21 protein-coding genes are annotated in these 21,369 nt (G+C 72.0%); 9 read left to right on the top strand and 12 right to left on the bottom strand.

The genetic code is table 11. The features are described 5' to 3' along the window. Positions 1-21 precede the first annotated feature (21 nt). Positions 22-1,470 carry an amidase gene (locus ABZX75_RS03550; protein ID WP_355407382.1) on the top strand — a complete coding sequence of 483 codons (1,449 nt, stop codon included), beginning with the start codon at positions 22-24 and terminating at the stop codon, positions 1,468-1,470. 197 nt (positions 1,471-1,667) lie between these two features. On the opposite strand, the gene ABZX75_RS03545 is transcribed toward ABZX75_RS03550, so the two are convergent. Genes ABZX75_RS03545 through ABZX75_RS03525 form a run of 5 tightly spaced genes read right to left on the bottom strand, consistent with a single transcriptional unit; the run spans position 1,668 to position 6,945 of the window. Then, complete coding sequence (locus ABZX75_RS03545; protein ID WP_355407380.1) at positions 1,668-2,456, bottom strand: ABC transporter ATP-binding protein; 789 nt, start codon at positions 2,454-2,456, stop codon at positions 1,668-1,670. Next, positions 2,449-3,444 carry an ABC transporter ATP-binding protein gene (locus tag ABZX75_RS03540; RefSeq protein WP_355407378.1) on the bottom strand — a complete coding sequence of 332 codons (996 nt, stop codon included), beginning with the start codon at positions 3,442-3,444 and terminating at the stop codon, positions 2,449-2,451. The genes ABZX75_RS03545 and ABZX75_RS03540 overlap by 8 nt, the downstream gene beginning before the upstream one ends. Next, positions 3,441-4,310, bottom strand: coding sequence for an ABC transporter permease (locus tag ABZX75_RS03535; protein WP_355407376.1), 870 nt, complete (start codon positions 4,308-4,310; stop codon positions 3,441-3,443). Before ABZX75_RS03535 ends, ABZX75_RS03540 begins: the two co-directional genes overlap by 4 nt. After that, on the bottom strand, positions 4,307-5,263 hold the full coding sequence (locus ABZX75_RS03530) for an ABC transporter permease (protein WP_355407374.1): 957 nt from the start codon (positions 5,261-5,263) through the stop codon (positions 4,307-4,309). The genes ABZX75_RS03535 and ABZX75_RS03530 overlap by 4 nt, the downstream gene beginning before the upstream one ends. Beyond that, a complete protein-coding gene (locus ABZX75_RS03525) occupies positions 5,260-6,945 on the bottom strand; it encodes a CocE/NonD family hydrolase (protein WP_355407372.1) in 1,686 nt (561 codons plus the stop codon). Before ABZX75_RS03525 ends, ABZX75_RS03530 begins: the two co-directional genes overlap by 4 nt. A gap of 100 nt (positions 6,946-7,045) precedes the next feature. On the opposite strand from ABZX75_RS03525, the gene ABZX75_RS03520 reads away from it, so the two are divergent. After that, positions 7,046-7,612, top strand: a complete 567-nt coding sequence (locus ABZX75_RS03520) for a TetR/AcrR family transcriptional regulator (RefSeq protein ID WP_355407370.1) — start codon at positions 7,046-7,048, stop codon at positions 7,610-7,612. A gap of 236 nt (positions 7,613-7,848) precedes the next feature. Here ABZX75_RS03520 and ABZX75_RS03515 read toward each other — a convergent pair whose 3' ends face one another. Together ABZX75_RS03515 and ABZX75_RS03510 are read right to left on the bottom strand one after the other, a co-directional pair. Further along, the gene (locus ABZX75_RS03515) at positions 7,849-8,634 is read right to left on the bottom strand and encodes a GntR family transcriptional regulator (protein ID WP_355407368.1); all 786 of its coding nucleotides are present in this window, start codon (positions 8,632-8,634) and stop codon (positions 7,849-7,851) included. A 205-nt stretch (positions 8,635-8,839) separates the two neighbouring features. Next, positions 8,840-10,372, bottom strand: a complete 1,533-nt coding sequence (locus ABZX75_RS03510) for an IucA/IucC family protein (RefSeq protein ID WP_355407366.1) — start codon at positions 10,370-10,372, stop codon at positions 8,840-8,842. Between the two features lie 111 nt (positions 10,373-10,483). On the opposite strand from ABZX75_RS03510, the gene ABZX75_RS03505 reads away from it, so the two are divergent. Together ABZX75_RS03505 and ABZX75_RS03500 are read left to right on the top strand one after the other, a co-directional pair. Beyond that, the gene (locus ABZX75_RS03505; protein WP_355407924.1) at positions 10,484-12,205 is read left to right on the top strand and encodes an IucA/IucC family siderophore biosynthesis protein; all 1,722 of its coding nucleotides are present in this window, start codon (positions 10,484-10,486) and stop codon (positions 12,203-12,205) included. Positions 12,206-12,238: 33 nt separating this feature from the next. Then, positions 12,239-12,889, top strand: coding sequence for a class I SAM-dependent methyltransferase (locus tag ABZX75_RS03500; protein ID WP_355407364.1), 651 nt, complete (start codon positions 12,239-12,241; stop codon positions 12,887-12,889). 53 nt (positions 12,890-12,942) lie between these two features. Here the strand turns inward: ABZX75_RS03500 and ABZX75_RS03495 are convergent, their stop codons facing one another. After that, positions 12,943-13,299: a DUF6191 domain-containing protein gene (locus ABZX75_RS03495; protein ID WP_355407362.1), complete on the bottom strand. Its 357-nt coding sequence runs from the start codon at positions 13,297-13,299 to the stop codon at positions 12,943-12,945. Positions 13,300-13,784: 485 nt separating this feature from the next. Here ABZX75_RS03495 and ABZX75_RS03490 point away from each other — a divergent pair, with 485 nt between their 5' ends. Both ABZX75_RS03490 and ABZX75_RS03485 read left to right on the top strand, forming a co-directional pair. Further along, complete coding sequence (locus tag ABZX75_RS03490) at positions 13,785-15,308, top strand: FAD-binding oxidoreductase (protein ID WP_355407360.1); 1,524 nt, start codon at positions 13,785-13,787, stop codon at positions 15,306-15,308. An 11-nt stretch (positions 15,309-15,319) separates the two neighbouring features. After that, positions 15,320-16,414, top strand: coding sequence for a trypsin-like peptidase domain-containing protein (locus ABZX75_RS03485; RefSeq protein WP_355407358.1), 1,095 nt, complete (start codon positions 15,320-15,322; stop codon positions 16,412-16,414). Here ABZX75_RS03485 and ABZX75_RS03480 read toward each other — a convergent pair. The 3 genes from ABZX75_RS03480 to ABZX75_RS03470 form a co-directional block, all read right to left on the bottom strand. Next, positions 16,368-16,760, bottom strand: a complete 393-nt coding sequence (locus ABZX75_RS03480; RefSeq protein WP_355407356.1) for a hypothetical protein — start codon at positions 16,758-16,760, stop codon at positions 16,368-16,370. The two genes, ABZX75_RS03485 and ABZX75_RS03480, sit on opposite strands and share 47 nt — an antisense overlap. A 612-nt stretch (positions 16,761-17,372) precedes the next feature. Next, positions 17,373-18,518, bottom strand: coding sequence for a magnesium and cobalt transport protein CorA (locus ABZX75_RS03475; RefSeq protein ID WP_355407354.1), 1,146 nt, complete (start codon positions 18,516-18,518; stop codon positions 17,373-17,375). 295 nt (positions 18,519-18,813) lie between these two features. After that, positions 18,814-18,957 carry a hypothetical protein gene (locus ABZX75_RS03470; RefSeq protein WP_355407351.1) on the bottom strand — a complete coding sequence of 48 codons (144 nt, stop codon included), beginning with the start codon at positions 18,955-18,957 and terminating at the stop codon, positions 18,814-18,816. A gap of 95 nt (positions 18,958-19,052) precedes the next feature. Here ABZX75_RS03470 and ABZX75_RS03465 point away from each other — a divergent pair, with 95 nt between their 5' ends. From ABZX75_RS03465 to ABZX75_RS03455, 3 genes are all read left to right on the top strand, one after another. After that, positions 19,053-19,175, top strand: a complete 123-nt coding sequence (locus ABZX75_RS03465) for a hypothetical protein (RefSeq protein WP_355407349.1) — start codon at positions 19,053-19,055, stop codon at positions 19,173-19,175. Between the two features lie 174 nt (positions 19,176-19,349). After that, the gene (locus ABZX75_RS03460; protein ID WP_355407347.1) at positions 19,350-19,793 is read left to right on the top strand and encodes a YjbQ family protein; all 444 of its coding nucleotides are present in this window, start codon (positions 19,350-19,352) and stop codon (positions 19,791-19,793) included. A gap of 313 nt (positions 19,794-20,106) precedes the next feature. Next, positions 20,107-20,538: a peptidase inhibitor family I36 protein gene (locus ABZX75_RS03455; RefSeq protein ID WP_355407345.1), complete on the top strand. Its 432-nt coding sequence runs from the start codon at positions 20,107-20,109 to the stop codon at positions 20,536-20,538. A 341-nt stretch (positions 20,539-20,879) separates the two neighbouring features. On the opposite strand, the gene ABZX75_RS03450 is transcribed toward ABZX75_RS03455, so the two are convergent. Next, entirely contained in the window at positions 20,880-21,335 is a 456-nt protein-coding gene (locus tag ABZX75_RS03450) for a hypothetical protein (RefSeq protein WP_355407343.1), read from the bottom strand. Between the last annotated feature and the right edge of the window lie 34 nt (positions 21,336-21,369).

The following is a 21,369-nucleotide window of genomic DNA, read 5'->3' as shown; positions in this document are numbered from 1 at the left end:
CTCACACCTCAGGAGACAACGATGACCGACACCCCGGGCGAGAAGCCGCTGTGGGACCGCTCAGCCGCTGAGCTGGCAGCCGGAATCCGCGACAAGGTCTTTTCCGCGACCGAGGTCGCGCAGGCGTTCCTGCAGCGGATCGACGAAACCAACCCGGCCGTCAACGCACTCGTGGACGTCCGCCCCGAGGAAGCACTCGCGCAAGCCGCCGCGGCGGACAGGAGGGTCGCCGCCGGGGAGGAACTGGCAGCGCTGCACGGTGTGCCGGTCTCCACCAAGATCAACACCTCGCAGCGCGGGTACGCCAGCTCGCACGGAGTCCTGGCATGGGCCGGCGCCGTCGCAACGGAGGACGCGGCATGCGTCGCGGCGCTGCGCCAGGCCGGCGCGAACCTCATGGGCCGCAGCAACAGCCCGGCGTTCGCCGTCCGCTGGTTCACCGGCAATGACCTCCACGGCAAGACGCTCAACCCGTGGAGCAGTGCCCACACTCCCGGCGGCTCCTCCGGGGGCGCCGCCGCCGCGGTCGCGTCCGGGATGGTGCCGATCGCCCAGGGCAATGACATCGGCGGATCCATCAGGTTCCCGGCCTACTGTTGCGGCGCGGTCGGCCTGCGGCCCACCATGGGCCTCGTCTCCGCCTCGGAACCGGCCGGGGAAGTGGAGTTCGACGCCCCCCTGTCGTTCCAGACCATGGCGGTGCACGGACCGTTGGGATGGACCGTCGACGACGTCCGACTGGCACTGCACGCCATGGTGACACCCGATCTGACCGATCCGGTCGGCCTTCCGCTGCGCCCGCCGCTCGGAGACCCCCGTCCCCTGAAGGTCGCGGTCGTCCGCGACGTGGGGCTGGCCAAGCCGCATGCCGCCGTGGACGCGGCCCTCGACAGTGCCGCGGGCTGGCTCAGCGAGGCGGGCTACGAGGTCGAAGAGGTCGAGCTGCCGCTGCTGGGGGAGGCGGCCAGACTGTGGTCGCTGCTGCTCTACGAGGAGCTGCGCACGATGATGCCGGAGATCGAACGGTTCGGTGACGACACGGTGCGGCTCTCGCTCGCCTCCTCCTTCGCCGCTGCCGCGGAGACCTGGGGCGAACGCCCCTCGCTGGACGCCTACATCAAGGGGTACGCACGGCGCGGCACGCTCATCACGCGTCTCCAGCAGTACCTGGGTGACGAACGGATCCTGCTGACGCCCGTGTCGGCGGAGCCTCCGTTCGAACAGGACGCGGACCTCGCCGGTGACGGCCGTGTACGGGAACTGCTCGCCGCGCAATGGCCCATGCAGGCCGTTCCCGTGCTCGGTTTCCCGGCGATGTCGGTACCGACGGGCATCAGGGACGGTCTTCCGTCCGGCGTCCAGTTGATCGGCGGCCGTTTCCGCGAAAATCTGCTGCTCCAGGCGGCCACGGAGATCGAGGCACGGGCGCAGCGCACTCGACCGTCCCTGGCCTGGTCCCACGGCGGCTGAGACGAACGCCGACTAGACAAGCGCCGGCTCCGGCGCGCGCGTCCGCCCCCACACCGGCTCTCCGGCCGATGTGGGGGCGGCCCTGTTTCCCCACGCCTGTGACCGCGGCGCACCCGTACGCGAAGACGCTTGTCCGCCCCCCGGGCCAGGACAAGCGTCTCGCTGGATGTGGTTCCCCGACCGGCCGGCCGGCCCGCTCAGGCGGCGGCTTTCGGTGTCCTTCTGCGCGGGGTCCACCCCGGCTTGGGGAGGGACTCGATGAGGCGCCGCGTGTACGCGTCCTGCGGATGGTCCAGGACTGATGTGACCGGGCCGTGCTCGACCACCTTCCCGGCCTGCATCACCAGGACCTCCTCGCTGACGTGCCGGACGGCACCGAGGTCGTGCGTGATGAACAGCAGCGCCGTCCCGGTGCTCGCCCGGACATGCGCGAGCAGGCCCAGGATCTGGGCCTGGATCGACACGTCCAGCGCCGCGATCGCCTCGTCCAGGATCAGTACCCGAGGTTCGGCGGCCAGCGCACGGGCGATGGCGACGCGCTGGCGTTGCCCGCCGGACAGAGCCTTCGGCAGAGACCTCGCTTGCCGGTCGTCCAGCCCCACCATCTCGAAGAGTTCCCAGACGCGGTCCCGGAGTCCGTCGCCCCGCAGCGGCCGGTGCAGCATGACCGCCTCCGCCACGGCGTCGCACACCCGCTGCCGCCGGTCGAGCGAGGAGTACGGGTCCTGGAACACCATCTGGATCTGCCGGCCGCGCGCCCGCCGCTCCTTCGGACCTGCCCGTCCGGAGCGACGCCCGCTTCCCGCGACGCTGATCTGCCCTCCGCTGGGCGCTTCGAGCCCGGCGATCATGCGCGCCGTGGTCGTCTTGCCGGATCCCGACTCGCCGACGACCGCCAGCGATCCCCGTTCAGGGAGGGAGAAGGTGACGTCGTCGACCGCGACGAAGTCGCCGAAGACCTTGCGCAAGTTCCTCACCTCAAGCATGCCTGCCGACCTCCTCGGGCCAGAACGTGTGGGGGAAGTGACAGGCCGCCGTGCTCTCGCCGGCCGAACGCGGTCGCGGCCGGTCACTGCGGCACACGTCCTGTACGCCGGGACACCGGTCGCTGAAGGCACACCCCTGGGGTACCTCGAAGCCGGACAGCGGCCTTCCTGTGATGGCCCGCAGTTCGCCGCCGGTGTCGCCGACCGCCGGCCGCGACGCGAGCAGGGCGCGCGTGTACGGGTGGGCGGCATGGTGGCGCAACCGCGTGGCCGGAAGCTCCTCGACGGTCGTCCCCGCGTACATCACCAGCACCCTGTCGCACACGGCGGCGGCCAGTTCCAGGTCATGCGTGATGAAGAGCATGGCGAGGCCGCGGGCTGCACGGGCCTCGCCGATGATGGCCATCACCTCCTCCTGTGTGGTCACGTCGAGCGCGGTGGTCGGCTCATCGGCGAGCAGCAGCCGCGGCTCGGCCGCCAGCGCGGCGGCGATCATGACACGTTGCAGCAGGCCGCCGGAGAGTTCGCGGGGCCGCTGCCGCATGCGCCGTTCAGCATCGTTGATGCCGACTTCCCGCAGGATGCTCGTCACCTTGGCGACGGCCTCGGCGGCGGGAACACCGCGTGCCGTCGTCAGCCCCTCCACCAGGAAGTCACCGACGCTGCGGGCGGGGTTGATGTGGGCACGTGGGTCCTGGAACACCATGGCGACGCCGGTGGCGCGGAACTGGCGCAGCCGTTCCGGGGCCATGTCGGGCACGGATTCGCCCGCGAAGAGCAGCTCCCCCTGCGTCCGGGCACCCTTCGGCAACAGACGCAGAACGCAGCGGGCCGTCAGCGACTTCCCCGACCCGGACTCGCCGACCAGGGCGACGGCCCGGCCTTCGGCAATGCTCACATCCGCACGGTGGACGACGGTCTTCATGGTTCCGTCGAGGGGGAGGTCGACCCTCAACCCGTTGATCTGGAGCAGTGGTGATGATGTCATGCGTCTTCTCCGAGCAGGCGTCGGGACAGGCCCGTGCCCAGCAGGTTGAACGCGACCACCACCACCAGGATGACGAGGCCCGCGTACAGCGACTGCTGGGGTTGGCCGGCGAGGATCGAGGGAGCCCCGTTGGAGACCATCAGTCCCCACTCGGGGTCCGGCGGTTGGCTGCCGAGCCCGAGGAACGAGATGGCGGCCACGTCGAGCAGGGCGTACCCGAAACCGATGGTGGCCTGCACGAGGACGAGGGGCAGCAGGTTCGGCAGCAGGTGCCGGAGCCAGATGCGCCGCGTGGGAGCACCGAGGAGCTGGAGGGCCGATACGTACGGCAGGTTGCGTTCTTTGATCGCGGCCGACCGGACCACGCGCGTGATCAGGGGCAGGTAGGCGATCGACAAGGCCACGATCGGGGCGGTGAGGCCCGCCCCGAAGACGGCGGCGGCGAGAACCGCCATGATGAGGCCGGGGAAGCCGAACACGACGTCTAGGACACCGGAGACGAACCGGTCGAGCCAGCCGCCGGCCCAGGCGGCGGACAGCGCCAGCAGGGTGCCGAGGGTCGTGGATATCAGGATCACCACGGCCGGGGCGGCGAGGCTGGAGCGCGTACCGCAGATGAGCCTGGACAGGATGTCGCGTCCGGTGTCGTCGGTGCCCAGCAGGTGGGTGAGGGTGGGCCCCGCGTTGACGCCCAGCGGGTCGACGGCGTTCGGATCGTGCGGGGCGATCAGCGGGCCCAGCGCGGCCAGCAGGACGAACAGGGCGACCACACACCCGGCGCCGAGGCTCACCCGGTCGCGAGGACGCCCGCCGCGGGCCGGGGCACGAGGCGTACGGGGGGTGCGGCTCAACAGGCCGGTGCTCATCGGTTCCCTTTCTGCTTCTGCGCGGTACGGGGGTCCAGGGCGGCGCTGACGACATCGACGGCCGTGTTGATGACGACGAACACGACCACGAAGATGAGGGACACGGCCTGGACCACGGCCATGTCCTGCTTGGACGCCGCCTCGATCATGAGAGCTCCCAGACCGCCGGTCCCGAACGCCTGCTCGGCGACGGCGGAAGTGGCGATGAGGCCCGCGACGCCGACGCCCGACACCGCGAAGACGGGACCGGAGGCGTTGTGCAGCACATGACGTCTGATCACCGTCGCTTCCGGTACGCCGCGGCTGCGTGCGGTCTCCACGTACTCCGAGCGCATCTCCGCACGCACGGCGGTCCGGGTGACCTGCGCGACGTAGCCGATCCAGGTCGCCGCCAGCGCGAGGGCCGGCAGCGTCATGTGCGAGAGGGTGCCGACGAAGCCCTCTCCGGCCCCGTACACCGGGAACCACGGCAGCTGGACGGCGAACACCCACATGAGGAGGACCGACATGATGAACGTCGGCACCGCCATCGCGCCCGCGGTGAGCGTCGTGGCCAGCATCTCGGTCCGGCCGCCGCGCAGTGCGGCGACCGTCCCGATGAGCGTGCCGACGAGGAGGACCAGGACGGAGGCGTAGGCGACCAGTGCGAGGGTGTCGCCCGCGCGGGCGCCGATGAGGCCGGCGACGCTGTCGCGATAGACCAGGGACTTCCCGAAGTCACCACGGAGACAGCCGCTCAGCCAGTGCCAGTACCCCTCGAGGAAGGGATCGTCCAGGTGATATTCGCGGTGAATCTGCGCCATCACGGCAGGGTCGGGGTTCCGGCTGCCGCCGACGAGCAGGGTGGCGGGGTCGCCGGGGGTCAGGAACAGGGAGCCGTAGATCGCCAGGCTGGAGGCCAGGACGGTCACCACGAGGGTGGCGAGTCGGGTGGTGAGGAACCGGAGCGTCATCGCGGACCACCGCCGGTACAGCGTTCCGGCAGGACGGTGAGGCGCAGGCGCGAGGGATGGGCGGAGCCGGTCCGGAGCTTCTGGAGGCTCGCCTTGGGAGTGGTCGTGTACCACGGGTTCTCATGCGTACCGGAGTTGGGCAGGTGGTTCGGGAAGTCGCTGCCGGCCACCGTCAGCGCGAGCCGGTGGCCCGGGCGGACCCGGTAGCCGGTGTGGCCGAGGGCGATCTCCAGCTCGCCCGGCGCGTCCGCCTGGGCACAGCCGCGGACGATCAGCCGCGCCGTGCCGTCGGGGGCGAGGTCGAGGAGCCTGACGAACACGTCGTAGCTGGGCGCCGTACTGTCCACGTGCAGCACCGCGTGGACGGGGCCGACGAGGTCGAGCGGGGCGTCGGAGGCCGGCCCGGTGAAGAGCAGGACGTCGTCCCGGTCCACCGTACGGCGCTCGTCGGGGTGGTCCCGCAGCAGCATGAAGGTGTCCGCCGTGGCGGACGGCACGAGATGATCGGGGTCGTACCGCCATTGCACGCACTCCGCTTCCGGTGCCGGACCGGCGGCGAGCCGGCCGCCGGGCACCGGGCCGGTGGCGGCTCCCGGTTCCCGCAGGTACAGGTCGATCGCCGTCGCCTGTGGCGGGGGCCAGGCCGTCGACGTGCGCCAGCCGACGTGTCCGAGCTTCCAGCGGACCCGCGGGAGGGACTCGGGAGCGGTGGTGCCCTTCAGGAAGACGTCGAAGAACTCCAAGGCCGGACCGGTGTACGCGTCCAACATGCCGTCGAGGGCGGCCTCGTTGACCAGGTGATCGGACTCCGGGGAGACGGGGGCGTTCTCCAGGAAGTAGTTCTCGTGGTCGATCGTGTCGGCGATCAGGTACTGCACCGCCGCCCAGCCGGGGCGTTTGCCCAGTTCGGTGTAGTCGCGCATGTGAGCGATACCGAGGTTGTCGAACCAGCCCACGCAGTGCAGGACGGGGACCGGGCGCGCGTCGTAGGGGTGGGGTCCGTTGTACGGGGGGAGGGGGATGCCGCCGACGACCAGGTCGAAGCCCGCCGAGCGCTTCCCTATGGCCTCGAAGGCCTCTTCGTACGCCGCGATCAGCGGACGCTTGGTGAGGTCCGCGTCGAACTCGTAGCTGTCGTTGTCGATCCAGACGTGCGCCTGGTAGTCGGCGCCCTCCAGCCACAGGGGCTGCCGGCCGGAGCCGACGTCGTAAGCGGCCGCCCCCGGACTGTTGTTGGTGCATGTGACGCGGGGGACGATCGCACGGAGGGCGGGGTGCTGGCTGGAGACCGCGGACCACTGGGTGAAGCCGTAGTAGGAGTCGCCGAACATGCCCACGAGCCCGTTGGACCACGGCTGGTGCGTGACCCACTCGAGGGTGTCGTACCCGTCGTCCACCTCGCCGGTCCAGCCCAGCGTCCCGCCTTGCGAGCGGAACTTGCCGCGGACGTCCTGGACCACCAGGACGTAACCGCGCGACGTGAACCGTTCCGCCGCCTTTTCGAAGAAGACGTAGCGGCTGTTCTTGTCGTACGGCAGCCGGACCAGCACGACCGGGGCGGGTTCGGGGCCGGCTCCGTAGACGTCGGTGGCCAGCATCACTCCGTCCCGCATGCGCACCATGTGCTGCTGCGCCTGCCGGGGGACGGGTTGGGGAGTGACGCGCTCAACGGAAAGGCTCATGGGCTCTCCACGCAGAAGAAACATTGAGAAAACAATGTGATATAACAGCGTTGCATTTAAAGGTCCGCAGCGTCAACCCCCCTTGAGTTAGGTTGCCCTCATGCCGATCGACGTCGACGAAGTCCAGCGCCGCAAGGAAATCGCCCAGGCCACCCTGGCCGTCGCCGCCCGCGACGGGGCACGGGCGATCACCATCCGCGCCGTGGCGAAGGAGCTGGGCGGCTCCACGGCGATGGTCACCAACTACGTGCCCACGCGGACGGCTCTGATCACCAACGCCGTACGGGCCGCCGAGTCGCGCTGGCGCACCGATCTGGAAACCCGGGTGGGCGACCTGGAGGGCAAGGAGCTCCTGCGGGCCACGGTGGAGTGGAACCTCAGCACCGAACCCGACGACCTCCTGCTGCGCACGCTGTGGGTCGAGATGCTCTCGTCGATGCACACCGACCCGAACGGGGTCGACCACGGCGAGCCGCACGGGTCACGGCGGGAGTTCCGCGAGGCGGCCATGGCGGCGGGAGCGCCCGACGCGGAGCTGGCCGCTGACATCCTCTTCCTGCTGACCCGCGGTTACTTCATCTCCACCGTCGAGGACCCCTCCTTCTGGACGACCGAGCGCGCCGGCCGGGTGGCCCGGGCCGTTGTCGACGCACTCGTCGGAGACTGACGGCGGCTTGACGGAGGAGCTCACGTCGGGCGGCGAGCGCCTGGGCTTGAGCCGTCTTCAGCGTGACGGTGAGCAGGGCGGGGCCGAGTTGGTGGACCCGGCGCCCGTGGGGACCGTGCGCGGCGCGGGCCTGACATGGGCCGGTAGTCACCACGGCCGGTTCAGCGAACTGTCACTCCGGGCCAGCTGATACCGCCCATTCCGCCCCCGGGTTCACGGCGCCCTGCGAGCGAGTGCTACGTGACGCGGAAGCCGGAGACCGCGTGGTCGCGGCGGTCGCGGTGGAAGGTCAGGCGGTCCCAGGTGGGGAAGGCCAGGTCGGTGACGGCCAGCAGCCGGCCGGTGGCGTCGTGCAGGGTGCGGCGTACGGTCAGGCCGCAGGCCGCGGAGGCGGCCGGGGGGTGGGTGGTGCGGGTCATGGTGAGGGTCTCGGCGACCCTGCCGTCCACCGCGACCCGTTCGAGCCAGCGGTGCAGAGGCTCCAGGTCCTCGTCGCGGACGGCGGCCATACGGTCGCGGTAGCCGGACAGTTCGGGGGCCTGCGCGATGGCGGCCGGACTGAGGTAGGTGACGGCGTGCTGGAGGGTGTCCCCCGCCGGACCGCGTTCACGGTGGTGGTGGACCAAAGTGCGCTCCCCGCCGGCCATGCCGAGGAGGCCGGCGAGCGAGGGCGGCACGGTGACCGCCGTGAGCCAGCTCTGGGTGTGTGCGGCAGCGGGCCCCGCCGGGCGGGTGGCGGCCACCGGCTCGCCGACGGCGGCAGCGGCGGCGGCGGTAGCGGCGGCGGCGACGGACCTGGTGCCGCGCCGGCCCGTGACGATGAGGCCGTCCTCGCGCAGGTGCTGGAGCGCGGCCCTGATGGTCTGCCGGTTGACCTGGTAGCGGGCGGCCAGGCTGCGTTCGGAGGGCAGTCGGCCGCCGGGGGTGTGGGCGGTGCCGGTGAGTTCATGCCGCAGCGCTGCGGCGATCCGCTGGTACTTGGGCGTGGCGGCCGGGCCGCCGCCCCGCGAAGGGGAGGGCATGGCTTCTCCTCTGACGGGTGGTCAAGGACTGCGCGGTCTGCCCGACCAACGTAGCATTGGTCTATACCTTTGAGTGCAGGCTATCGGGTTACGGGAAGCACCTTGGCCGATTCCGTACCCCAGCGCCTGCTACCCGACACCCCGCTCGCCACACCACGCCCGGCGTACCGCATACCCGGCAACGCGCATCCGGCACCGGATCTCTCTACGTCAGCAGAGGATTCGGCAGGGGCAGATAGCGGGCGTCCGCGCCGCCCGCCCGTGTCCAGCGCAGCAGCAGATTGGTCTTGGCCGGCAGGGTCGGGGCCGTGAGGAGCTCCGCCGTCTCGGGGAGCCCGCGCATGGCGTCGTAGTGCAGGAACTCCTCCCGTACGGCCTGCCACAGGAGCGGCGAGACGTCCGGATGCTGCTCGGCCAGCGCCCCCGCGATCTCCGTCAGGTGGTTGACCACCAGGCAGTAGACCAGGCGCTGCCAGGCAGCCGCACGGTCCAGCTCGGGCAGGCGTTTCACCCCCTCGCTGTCGCGGAAGAGGGCCTGTACCGGCATGCCCGACGCGTCGACGGCGACCAGGGTGTTCTGGAGGTGGGCCTCCAGCACGATGCCGTGCCGGTCGAACAGTTCCAGCACCGGCGGCACGACATGGCGCAGGTACGCCCGCCACCAGCCGGCCGGTTCGGTGGTGCGGGCGAGCGGGCTACCGGCGTATCCCTCGGCGAGCGCGGCGGCCAGCAGCGGCGTGGTCCCGGGCAGGACGTGTGCGTGCAGGCCGTCGCGGACCAGGACGGCGAGCTCCTCGAACGCGAAGCCGGCGGTGCGGTAGCCGCGGTCGGTGAGCCAGGCAGCCTTGGAGCCGGTGCGGCGCAGCGCGGCGAAGCCGGCCGTGACCGCCGCGTCGGTGCGGCGCGTCTTCAGCAGGTCGTGCCGCCACAGCCGGCGCACGTCGTTGGTGATCCGGACGTCGAGGCTGAACTTCACGAACAGGTCGGCGGCCGGGTCCGGCACGTACAGGGTCCGAACCGAGGCGGTCGGCCAGACCGGCCGCCGCCCCGGGCCGAGCCGTAGCAGCCGCCCGTCGGCGAAGGCCTCGCGGATCTCGGGCCGGGCACCGACCAGGTCGAGCTGCCAGGGATGGGCCGGAAGCAGCCTGTAGCCGGCGGGCGGGCGCGGGCCGTCGAGGGCGTCGGCGAGCGAGTCGATCGCGTCGGCGGCGGCCGGGCCGCCTTCCTCTGCGGTCTGGTCCTCCCGCAGTCCGAGGAAGACCAGCGGGAAACGGGCGTGGGCCTCGGGCGCGTACGGCAGCCAGCTCGCGGCCGGAGCGCCCCCGCGCGCCTTGGGGGCGGGGTGGTGCGGGTGGCCCATGACCAGGGACTGTTCCGAGAGGACGTACGGGTCCGCCGGGGGCGCGGCAGCGGCGCGGGCGGCGAGCAGCGCGACGATGGCCTCGCGGCTGTCGGCGATCTCGACGGGGAGTTCGTCGTTCGACAGGCCGGTGTACTGACGCAGTTCGTCGGAGGTGAGTTTGACCAGTTCGGTGTGGCTGAGCGGATGCCAGCCGTCCGCCCTGCGCAGTTCGGGACGCACCGCGCGGCGCATGCCGTGCACGCGGAGCAACCGCCCGCTGCCGCGCAGCCGGTGGGTGCCCGCGCCGTGTTCCCCGGCGGGCTCGGCGGCCTCCCGGAGGAGGCAGTTGAGGAGCGGCGTGGCGGCGTACGCGTCGGCGGCGGCGTTGAAGTCCACTGGTTCCCATCGGTCCGTCCCGTGCGCCGGAGGTTCGCGGGGCGTACCACCGGCCGTGACCGTCAGTATCCGCGAGATCCGCGATGATGAGGTGATCATCACCTCGTGGCGATGTACCCGCACGCTCCCGCCCGCACACCCCCAACATGCGCTCCACGCCTCCGGCCCCCGCACCCCACACCCCCACACACACCCCGCATCCGCATCCCCGTCCGCACCCGTGAGAGGAACAGGACCCTGCACCCCAGCGCGCACCTCCCCGCCTCCCCGGCCGAAGAGGCCGTCGCCGCCGAACTGTCCGCCGTACGCCCCGCGCTCGGACCCGCCTACGCCGCGGCGCTGAGCGGTGCCCGGGCGGCCGTACTGACCCGGCTGTGGCGGGCACTGGCCTTCGAACCGCTGCCCTGGGTGGTGCGCCGGCATCACAGCCCGGGCGGCCTGGCCCTGCGGCTGGCCGGCGGCGCCCGGCTGGAGGGCCCGGCGCCGGACCCCTACGCGACCGGGCCGTACGTGAGCGAGCTGCTGCTCGACGGCAGGGCGTACCGGCAGGCCGCGCGGCTCATGACGGCGCTGGGCGTGCCGCACGGGGCGGAGTTCGCCGCCGAGCTCGATGGCAGTACGGCCTCGCTGGCGCTCTCCCGGGCCGGCCGGGCGGGTCTGGCGGACGCACCGCCACAAGCCGCCTGGGAGTGGGAGCAGCGGGTGGTCGACGGCCATCCGTACCACCCGAACTGCCGCTCCCGGCCCGGCTTCTCGGTGGCCGAGCAGCTGGCGTACGCCCCCGAGCACCGGCCGGTGGTCGAACTCGGGCTGGTCGCCGTACGGGCCGAGGAGTGTCTGGTCACCGGCGACTGGCCGGCGCGGCTGCGGGACGGGGGGCGGATCCTGGTGCCGGTGCATCCGTGGCAGGCCGCGCACACGCTCAAGCGGGAGTCGGTCCGGGCCGGTTTCGCGGCGCGTCCGCTGATGGCCCTGCGCACTCTCGCGGCAGCGGGACCGGGCGGAGCCGGAGGAGCCGGAGGAGCCGAGGACGTCGCAGGAGCTCACGGGGTGGACGTCAAGACCGCGCTGAGCACCCGGCTGACCTCCTCCGTGCGGGACATCTCCGTCTACTCCGTCGAGACGGCGGCCTTGCTCTCCGCCTTCGCGCAGACGCTGTCCGAGCGGCTCGACGGACGGCTGCACATCACGCGCACCCTGGGCGCGGCGACCGCATACAGCCCCGACCTGGCGGCCGTGCTGCGCGAGCCGCCGGAGGTGTACGCGGACGCCGCCGCGGGCGAGCGGGTCGTCCCGGTAGCGGCCCTGGCCCATTTCCCGGCGGCACGCTCAGCCGTCTGGCAGGCCGCGTTCGCCCGCCTCGCGCTCTCGGTGTGCCTGCGCGTACTGGAGCTGGGGGTGGCCTTGGAGGCCCACGGCCAGAACCTCCTCGTCGTCGTCTCCGCCACCGGCGCCCCGCTCCGGCTGGTCTACCGCGACCTCGCAGACATCCGGATCAGCCCGGTCCGGCTGGCCCGGCACGGTCTGCCGGTGCCGCCGCTGTCCGGCCGGCTGATCACCGACGACGAGACCGTTCTGCGGCGCAAGCTCTTCGGGTCCCTGCTGACGGGCGCGCTCGGCGCCACGGCGGGCTCGGCCGGGGCCTTCGCGGAGGTCCTGGCGGAGGCGAGCGGCGGGCTCTCCCCCACCGCCGACACCGAGGCCCTGATGATCGGGCCGCTGCCCACGAAGGCGCTCACCCTGATGCGGCTGAGCCCCGGCGTACCGGGCGATCAATGGGCGGAGCTGCGCAATCCACTGGCGATCCGCCGGCAATCCCGCGACCCGCGCTGAGCCCCGGCACCGGGCGGGCTACTGTTCAGGGGCATGACAGAGACCTCGTACCTGCATGCCGTACGGGCGTCCTACGACGCCGTCGCCGTCGACTATGCCCGGCTGGTCGGCCCGGAACTCGCCGCCAAGCCGCTGGACCGTGCCCTGCTCGCCGCCTTCGCCGAGTGCGTGCGCGGCGAGGCCGGCGGGGGCCGTGCCGTCGCCGACCTTGGCTGCGGCCCGGGGCGGGTGACGGCGCATCTGGACGGGCTCGGGGTACGGGCCTTCGGAGTCGACCTGTCCCCGGCGATGGTCGCGGTGGCCCGCCGCACCTATCCGGGGCTGCGGTTCGAGGTCGGCTCGATGGCCGCGCTGGACATCGCGGACGGCGTGCTCGGCGGGATCCTGGCCTGGTATTCCACCGTGCACACTCCGCCCTCGGAGCTGGCGCCGGTGTTCGCGGAGTTCGCCCGCGTGCTGGCGCCGGGCGGCTACGCTCTGATCGCGTTCAAGGCGGGCGACGAGCGGATCCGGCTGGAGCACGCGTACGGCCATCCGGTCGACCTCGACGTGTACCGGACACCGCCCGACCGGATCGCCACCCTGCTGGCCGGTGCCGGACTCGCCGAGATGGCCCGCCTGGTCAGGGAACCCGACGCGCACGAGAGGTCCCCGCAGGGCTTCCTGCTGGCGCGCAAGAGCTAGTGCTGTTGCCCACGGCGTGGACGGTTCTGCTCCTGTTCCCTCCGGTCCGTGTCTCACCGCCGCCCCTCACGGACATCGCGCCTGTCGGCGCCCGGGCTGTGCGCTTCCTGTGGCAACACGATGAACGCCGTGCCCTTGGTCAGGTCAATGCTGGAGCGGGGCGGCGCACCGTGGCTCTCGTCGTCCCGCCGCAGCAGCTCCACCCGCCGCTGCTCCAGCTCCGCCGTCTTGTTTCCGTTCACGACCCCCGTGAATTCATCGAAGGCGATGCTCGACAACGACCGCCCCGTGCGCCTGCGTACCCACGGGATCAAGCCCAGTCCCGTGAACCATCGCCACGCGCTCTCCACCAGGGCGAACACGGCCAGCAGGCACACGAACGCCGGGAACGACATGAGCCACATCGTCATAGACGGTCCCTCATCGTCCTCAACGCGGTTGACGGCCGGGAAGCGACGCAGGAGTCGGGCGTCGTTCTCATTGGACGTGCGGCGGACTGGGAGAACTCGGTGCCCCAGACACCGGCCCGCGTGTGGACCGCTCGCACAGACGCTCCGGCACCCATCCCGGCACTGTCGTATGTCACCCGAAAGGGCCGGGGCCCCCTCTCGCGGGCCATGCGCTCTGCCCAGAGCGGCACAGGCCGCTCGGCCCCCTCGACCGCCGTCGTCGGACTCGTCTCGCTGCTTGCCATGGGATCACTGTTCGGGATCCGCGGTGCGCAGGGATCAGACGTGCGCATGATCCGCCTCCCCCATGCGGGGGAGGCACCGCACCGTACATATGCCAATCCGACGAGCAGAACCGCTTCTGCCGTGGGCCGTTCGGGCGTCAACCCGGGTAGGTGTGGGCCCGCCTTCACGCGTATCCGCCCCGGCGGTGGCAGGAAGGGGGGATGACCCTCCACCGCCGCCGCCTCCTGGGATTCGCGGCCGTAGCCGCCCTCGCCGACGTGGCGGCGGCGGCTCCCCGGGGCCCGGACTACGGAGCGCTCGCGCGCGGGATCGACGGGCGGGTCGTGCTCCCCGGCGACCGGGACTATCCGGAGGCCCGGCAGCTGTTCCAGCCCCGCTACGACGCCCTCGCACCGGGCGCGGTCGCCTATCCCGCCCATGCCGGCGACGTGGCGGTCTGCCTGGACTTCGCCCGCCGCTCCGCCGCCGCGGTCGTCCCGCGCGGCGGCGGCCACAGTTACGCCGGCTGGTCCACCCGCGCCGGCGGGCTCGTCGTGGACACCGGGGCCATGGCGTCGGTGGTGGTCGAGGGCGACGGGGTACGGATCGGCGCCGGAGCCCGGCTCGGTGACGTCAACGCCTCCCTCGCCGTGCGGGGCCTGGCCGTCCCGACCGGCCTGTGCCCCTCCGTCGGCATCGCCGGGCTCACCCTCGGCGGTGGTTTGGGGCTGGCCTCGCGGGCCTACGGAACCACCTCCGACCGGCTCACCGGCGCCCGGGTCGTCACCCCCGACGGGATCGTCCGCGAGGTCACCGCCGAGCGGGATCCGGATCTGTACTGGGCCCTGCGCGGCGGTGGGGGCGGCAACTTCGGGGTCGTCACCGAATTCCGCTTCCGCACCCACCCGGCCGGCGACTGCGCCTTCGCCGAACTCCACTGGCCCGGCGGCGACTCCCCGGCCGTCCTGCGCGGCTGGCAGCGCTGGCTGGGCGGGCTGCCCGATCCCTTCTGGACCCAGGCCGAGTTCGTCGTCGAGGCCGGGCACTCGGGGGCGGCCGCGCCCGCGCCGGCCCTCCGCGTGGTCTGCCTCGACGGGCGCCGCGAGCTGGAACGGCAGTTGACCCGGCTGTCCGACCTCGTCGGCAGGCCTGCGCGGGACAGCTGGATCGTCGTACGCGGCTACGGGGACACCGTACGGGCCATGTCGGGCTGCCTGGAGCAGACCGCCGCGCAGTGCCACCTGCCGGGGAGCCTGCCCGGCCGGGACCCGCAGGGGCGGCTCGGGCGGCACTCGTACGCCGCCCGCTCCGACTTCTGGGCCGGCGCCGGACTGCCGGACGCGGCGATCGGCGTGGTGCTGGACGCCGTCCGGCGGTACGCGTCCGCCACGGCGCGCGGCGGCCTCGGAGTGGTGCAGTTCGACGGGGTCTGCGGGGGCGCCGTGAACCGGGTGGCGGCGACCGGCACCGCCTTCGCGCACCGCGACAGCGCCTTCCTCGCCCAATACCTCGTCCACTGGCCGAAGTCCGCTCCGGCCGCCGAGGTGGCCCGGCACCAGGGCTGGCTCGACGGGCTCTGGCAGGACCTGCGCCCCTGGGCGAGCGGACGCGCCTACCAGAACTACACCGACCCGAAACTCGCCGACTGGCGCGACGCCTACTACGGGCAGAACCGTCCCCGCCTCGAAGCGGTGCGGCGCACCTACGATCCCGACCGGCTCTTCCGCTTTCCCCAGGCCCTCTAGAGGAGCTCCGCATGCGACGACGTACGTTGACGATGGCCGCGGCCGCGGCCGCGCTGCTGGTTTCCGGCGGGCAGTTGCCCTTCGCCGAGGCCGGGGGCGCCGCCCGGGCAGCCGCCGGCCGCTGGTCCGCCCACGAGGCGGAGTCGTTCTGGACCGCTGAACGGATGGCCTCCGCCGTCCCCCTGCCCGCCGCCGCACCAGCGCCACCCGAGACGTCCCCGGCCCCGGCCCCGGCCGCACCGGCGACGCCCGGGCCCTCCCCGGACCCCGTGGCCGCCGTCCCGCCCTCCCTGGCACCCGCACCCGCACCCGTACCCGCGTCTTCGGCCTCCGTGCCCGCCCGGCTCCGCCCGGTCACCGCGCAGCTGCCCGCACCCGCCGGACCGGGCGTCGGCCAGAACGTCGACGGGATCGCAGTGGTCGGCCGGATGTTCGTCATGAAGGGCGGCGGCGCGTACTTCTGCACCGCGAGCGTGGTCTCCTCCCCCGGCCGCAACCTGGTCCTCAGCGCGGCGCACTGCCTGCTCGGAACGGACTCGCGTCAAGTGGCCTTCGTACCGCGGTACACGCGGGCCGATCCGCAGCCGTACGGCAAGTTCCCCGTCCTGCGTGACGCCCGGGGGCGCTCGAAGGTGTGGATCGACCCGCGCTACCGGTCCCAGGGCACCGACCGGGCGGCCGCGCTCGACGTGGCCTTCGCCCAGGTGGGACCGGACGCCCAGGGCCGCCCGGTGGAGCAGGTGGTCGGCGGCAACCGCCTGGTCACGGGCGCCGGGTACGCGCACGCGCGGGTCGCGCTCATCGGCTACCCGGCGTCCGCCGCGCGCCCCCGCCTGTGCGTCAACCGGACGACGAAGTTCACGAGCACCGACGCGCGGATCCCGGGCTCGTTCCTGCGGATCCACTGCACCGGCTATCCCGGCGGCACCAGCGGCGGACCGTTCCTGACCCGCTACGACCGGCGGACCGGGACCGGTGACGTGATCGGGGTCATCGGCGGCTGGAAGACCGGCGGTGACACGCCCGACACCTCGTACAGCTCCTACTTCGGCACGGCGGTCAGGAAGTTGTACGAGAAGGCGGTTGCCGCGGCGAAGGCGGGGTGAGCACCCGGACCCACCGCGTCCGGCGCGGGTTGCCGACCGTACGCGGGGTGACCGGGACCCCGTCGGCGGTCAGCGGCTCGGCGGGCGCGAGGCCGAGTTGCCGACGCAGGTCGGCGAGGGCGGTGTGGACCGGCGCGAGGAGGACCTCGGCGCGCGGGTGGGCGTACGCGAGGGCGTGCGCGGTGGTCTCGATCACCTCGGCGGCGTCCTCGGCCGCGCCGCGGCTCCATCCGCCGGGCGCGCCGGGTCCCCAGGGGGCGACGGCGTCGTAGAGATGGCAGGCGGCATCGGCCGCGGCGTCGGCCAGTTCCCCGACGCCGGGCGCCGCGATGGTCGGCAGTTCCATGCCGGATCAACGAGCGGAACCCGCCGGGGGAACGAGCCCGGACCGCCCTGACCGCTGCCCCGGCGCGTCCCACCCCGGGCCCACCGCACGGGCGAAGCCCCCGGCGGCGGCCGGGGCGACGAGCGCCAGCCCCCGCACCCCATGGCGCACCCTGCTGCCCGGCGCGCGGCGCATCTCCACGGGGTCGAGCCGCCGCCATGCCCGCGGCGGAGGCACGGTCAGACCCCGTGTCCCCACCGTCGGCCTCCTCGACACGATCGAGGCCGTGTATCCGGGCGGGGCACTGCTCAAAGTGTTCTTCGACGCCGAGGCGCTCGAATGCCCGCAGGACGCTGTCCGGGACCTCGTGGGCGAGGTGCCGCGCGCCCCGATCTGCTCGCGGACTGGAAGGCCGAGCCACCGCCGACAACCGTGATCCCCGGCTGTGCGGCGAGCAGCGAGCGCAGGCCGCTGCGCGTAACATCGTCGTCGTCCGCGATCAGGCGGGTGACGGCGGGGCTGGTGTCGGCGGGTAGGGCCATGCCTTAGCCAGCGTCGGATCCACTCACGCCGACAGTGGCGACTCCGCGGCGTTCGTTGCTGCGCAGTCGATCAGTGGCTGCGCTCTGTTGGCTACAGCCAGTCGCGCTTCTTGAAGATGACGTACAGGCTCACGCAGACCACCGCCATCAGCAGGATCGCGAAGGGGTAGCCGGCCGCCCACTTCAGCTCCGGCATGTCCTCGAAGTTCATGCCGTAGATCGTCCCCACCAGCGTGGGTGCGAACAAGATGGCGGCCCAGGAGGAGATCTTCTTGATCTCCTCGTTCTGAGCGTGGCCGGCCTGGGCCAGTTGTTTCATCTCCTCGTTCTGCTGCTGGCTGACCAGGGTGGCGTTGACGGCGAGGATGTCCTGCAGGGCCAGGCGGAAGCCGTCGACGCGTTCGGTGACGTGGGTGGCGTGATCGGCGACGTCTCGCAAGTACCGGCGCAGTTCTTCATCGATGCCGTACTTCTCGAATCCGGCGCTGAGGCCTTCCAGGATGCGTGTGAGGGGGCGGGTCGCGCGGGCGAACTCCACGACCTCCCGGGAGAGTTCGTAGATGCGGCGGGAAACCTTCGGGTCGCCGCTGAAGACTTCGGTTTCGATCTCGTCGACGTCGTTCTCCACGCCCGCCACCACGGGTGCGTAGCCGTCGACGACCGCGTCCAGGATCGCGTACAGGACGGCTTCAGGACCTCGTTTGAGGAGCTCGGGGTTGTCTTCCATGCGGCGGCGGACGGCGGCCAGGTCGGGGGCGGCGCCATGGCGGACGGTGATCACGAAGTCGGGCCCGACGAAGACGTGCAGCTCACCGAAGTCGACCTCCTCGTCGGCATCGAGGTAGCGGGCGGCGCGCAGTACGACGAAGAGAGTGTCGCCGTAGCGTTCCAGCTTGGGCCGCTGGTGGGCTTCCAGGGCGTCTTCGATCGCGAGGGGATGCAGGTCGAACTCATCCGCGACCGAGAGCAGCTCGGCCTCGGTCGGCCGGTACAGGCCGATCCACGCCATACCGCCTTGGGCCTCGCGAAGCTTGGCGAACGTCTCGGCGAGCGAGTCGTGCGTGCTGGTGCGTACACCGTCGCGGTAGATCGCGGCGGTGATCACGCTGTTCGTCGGGGACGGTTGCCGCTCGGCTGCGACAAGGGTGCTGGACCCGCCGCCGACGGGGCGGGGTTCGGCGGGGCGCTTGGCCGGCTTTTTGAAAGCGCGCAGGGCGCGCAGGCGACGCTCGGACACGACGGAGTCCTTCCGCGAGCAAGGAGAGAAAGGGGGGTGGGGATGCGCGAGACACGCCGCAGACACCGCTTTCCAGCCCGCTCAGGGACCGGGCCGGGCAGCGTCCCGCGGCATACGACTGGGAGGTTCACCACACATCGTGGTATCACCTGCCTTTCGGTACATGCGGGACTCAGGGCCAACAGAACGGTATACCGCTCAGGTCCCCGGACCGACCATCCTCGGACGCGGCCCGGCAACGGCCGTACCCGGACAGGCAGTCCCCGTCCCATCCGGCGGGATGTGGCCGACGCCATCAGTGGCCCACCGAACAGATGGTCACCTTCGACGCGCTCGGCAGCGGCATGCTCAGTGCCGGCATCGCCCAGCTCGGCGTCCAGCAGAACGCCGACATGCGCCGCATCAGTGCCCGGGCCGCGCTGGTCATCGTCGTCTGCACGATCGGCTACCGCCATCTGCGCGCCCTGCGCCGCAACGCATGGCTGTCAGGACGATGCCCTCGGCGCCGGCCGCGACGGTCGAGCAGGACCTCCCGTGAACGTGGGGGTGTACACCTCGGCACTGGCCCAACTGGCTGCCGTCTTCCTCCTGCTGTGCCTCTGCGCGGCGCTCGACCGGCGGTACGCGCGTCGTGATCCTGTCACTCCGTCCGCCTGAGAGCCCCGGCTCACCGTTCCACCTCGACCGATCGACGGGCTTCGTCCCGTCCCACTGACCCACGCCGCACTCATGAGCTCACCGCCCCGGCGTTCAGGGCGCGGGGGAATCACGGTCGGCCGGCTCGGCCAGGGCTCCACGCCCACGGGGAGTCCTTGCCCGAGGATGGGGGCCATGGCTGACACATTCGTTTCACGGACGGTCGACGTGACGACCGGGGCCAGAGAGACCGTCCACGACTTGACCGAGGTCTGCGCGTCGTTCCTGCGGGAGGTGGCGCAGGGGCGGGACGGACTCCTCAACGTCTTCACACCCCACGCGACGGCCGGCCTCGCCCTCATCGAGACCGGAGCGGGCAGTGACGACGACCTCCTGGCAGCCCTGCACTCCCTCCTGCCTGCCGACGACCGCTGGCGCCACCGGCACGGTTCCCCCGGCCACGGGCGCGATCACGTCCTGCCCGCGATCATCCCGCCCCACGCGACCCTGCCCGTGATCGGCGGAACCCTGGACCTGGGGACCTGGCAGTCGATCACCCTCGTCGACACCAACAGGGACAACCCCCATCGCCAGGTGCGACTGTCCTTCCTGGGGGGCTCACCTTCCCCCTCCGCCTGAGGGGACACTCGGCAGGCGCCGCCCGGTGAGCCCGGACTGCCGGCCGCCCGCGGTTCACCCTTTCGCAGAACGGCCCGGCCCGGCCCCGCGTCGTCGCACAGCCGGGGAGGCGCGTCGTCTTCTCCTTCTGCCCGCCGTTCACCTGTGTGGGGGAGACACTCCCGCGAATGATCGTTTCTCTCGCCCGGGAGGCCGGCCGCTGGTGCGAGCCTCGTGCGCAAAGCCCTCAGTTATGGCCGGTGGGCCACTGCGCCGGTGTCGAAACCGGTGCCGTGGCGCGGGCCGGGCTCGACTGCGCGAAGAGGAGCGGCAGATGAAGGTACGCATGGGAATCGCGAGCGCGGTACTGGCCCTGACGGCGGTCAGTGCCCTGCCCGCGTCGGCGTCCGGTACGGCGGAGGCACCCGGGCGGGCCGCCGCGGAGACGCGGACCAGCAGGGTGTTCCAGGGGCACGGAGTCGAGGACTGCCCGAGGGGCTTCCTGTGCCTCTACGACAACTGGGACTACAACGGCAATACCGATGCCCGCATCCTGGCGACGGACGAGGACATCTCCCATCTCGAGGACCACCGCTTCAACGACGTGACCAGCTCGATCTACAACCACACCGACCACGTCGTGCGCGTCTACCCCCACTGGACCTACCAAGGCGTGCCCGCCACCCTGTTCCCCGGCGAACGCCTCAGCCTCAACGGCTGGAACGGGCACTTCAACGACCAGGCCTCCTCCGTCCGGAGCCTGTGAGCAGCGGAGCGGCACCGGCCGGCGAAGCCGTCCGAAGCCTTCGCCGTGGTCGGCGAACACGGCTGTGTCCGCCGGCCACGGCGCGCCGGAAGGCTGCGCTGACGGAGTGACGTCCCCGGGGCTCCGAAGGACCCGGCGCAAGCGCCGAGCCCAGGAGGCGGAACCGTCTGGCTGCGAGGACCATCGGGTCCGAGACGCATGCGCCGACATTGCTTGCTCGCGCAGGGGGTCGGGTAAGGCTGGTTGGTGCTTTCCCTCCTCGCGTTCACCCACGCTCTGCGCGAGCGCTTCGCCGGAACCGGCTACCTCCGTCTGCCCGCGCTGGTGTCGCCCGCGGGCGGTCAGGCAGCGGACGAGCGGGGGCGGTCACCGTCGGTGCACAGGGCCCAGATCACGAAGACTCCGATGGCGATCGAGATGATGGCCCAGATCGGCGTGTAGGGCAGCCACATGAAGTTGACGACGATACTGAAGGCGGCCAGCGCCACACCCATCGCTCGCGCCCAGAGCGCACCCTTGAGGAGGCCGGCGCCGACGATGGCGAGGACGATGCCGAGGATGAGGTGGATCCAGCCCCAGGCGGTGACGTCGAACTTGAACACGTAGTCGCCCAGGCGTGCGTAGACGTCGTCGTCCGAGATCCCGGCGATGCCCTTGATCACGCCTAGGAGACCGTCCACCAGGAGGAGTACGGCCGCGAACATGGTGCCGCCCGCTGCCCAGGCGCTTCGGCTGTCGTAGGGATCACTTCCGCGAGGTGTACCGGCGGGGGAAGCGGGGGTCGAGGGCTGGGCCACGAGAAGCTCCTTCATCGAACGGAACGCCGGAAGT

The sequence above is a fragment of the Streptomyces sp. NPDC003038 genome, from assembly GCF_040611115.1.
GTDB lineage: Bacteria > Actinomycetota > Actinomycetes > Streptomycetales > Streptomycetaceae > Streptomyces.
The sequence above is the reverse complement of the archived record's forward strand: the minus strand, read 5'-3'. Positions and strand labels throughout refer to the sequence as shown.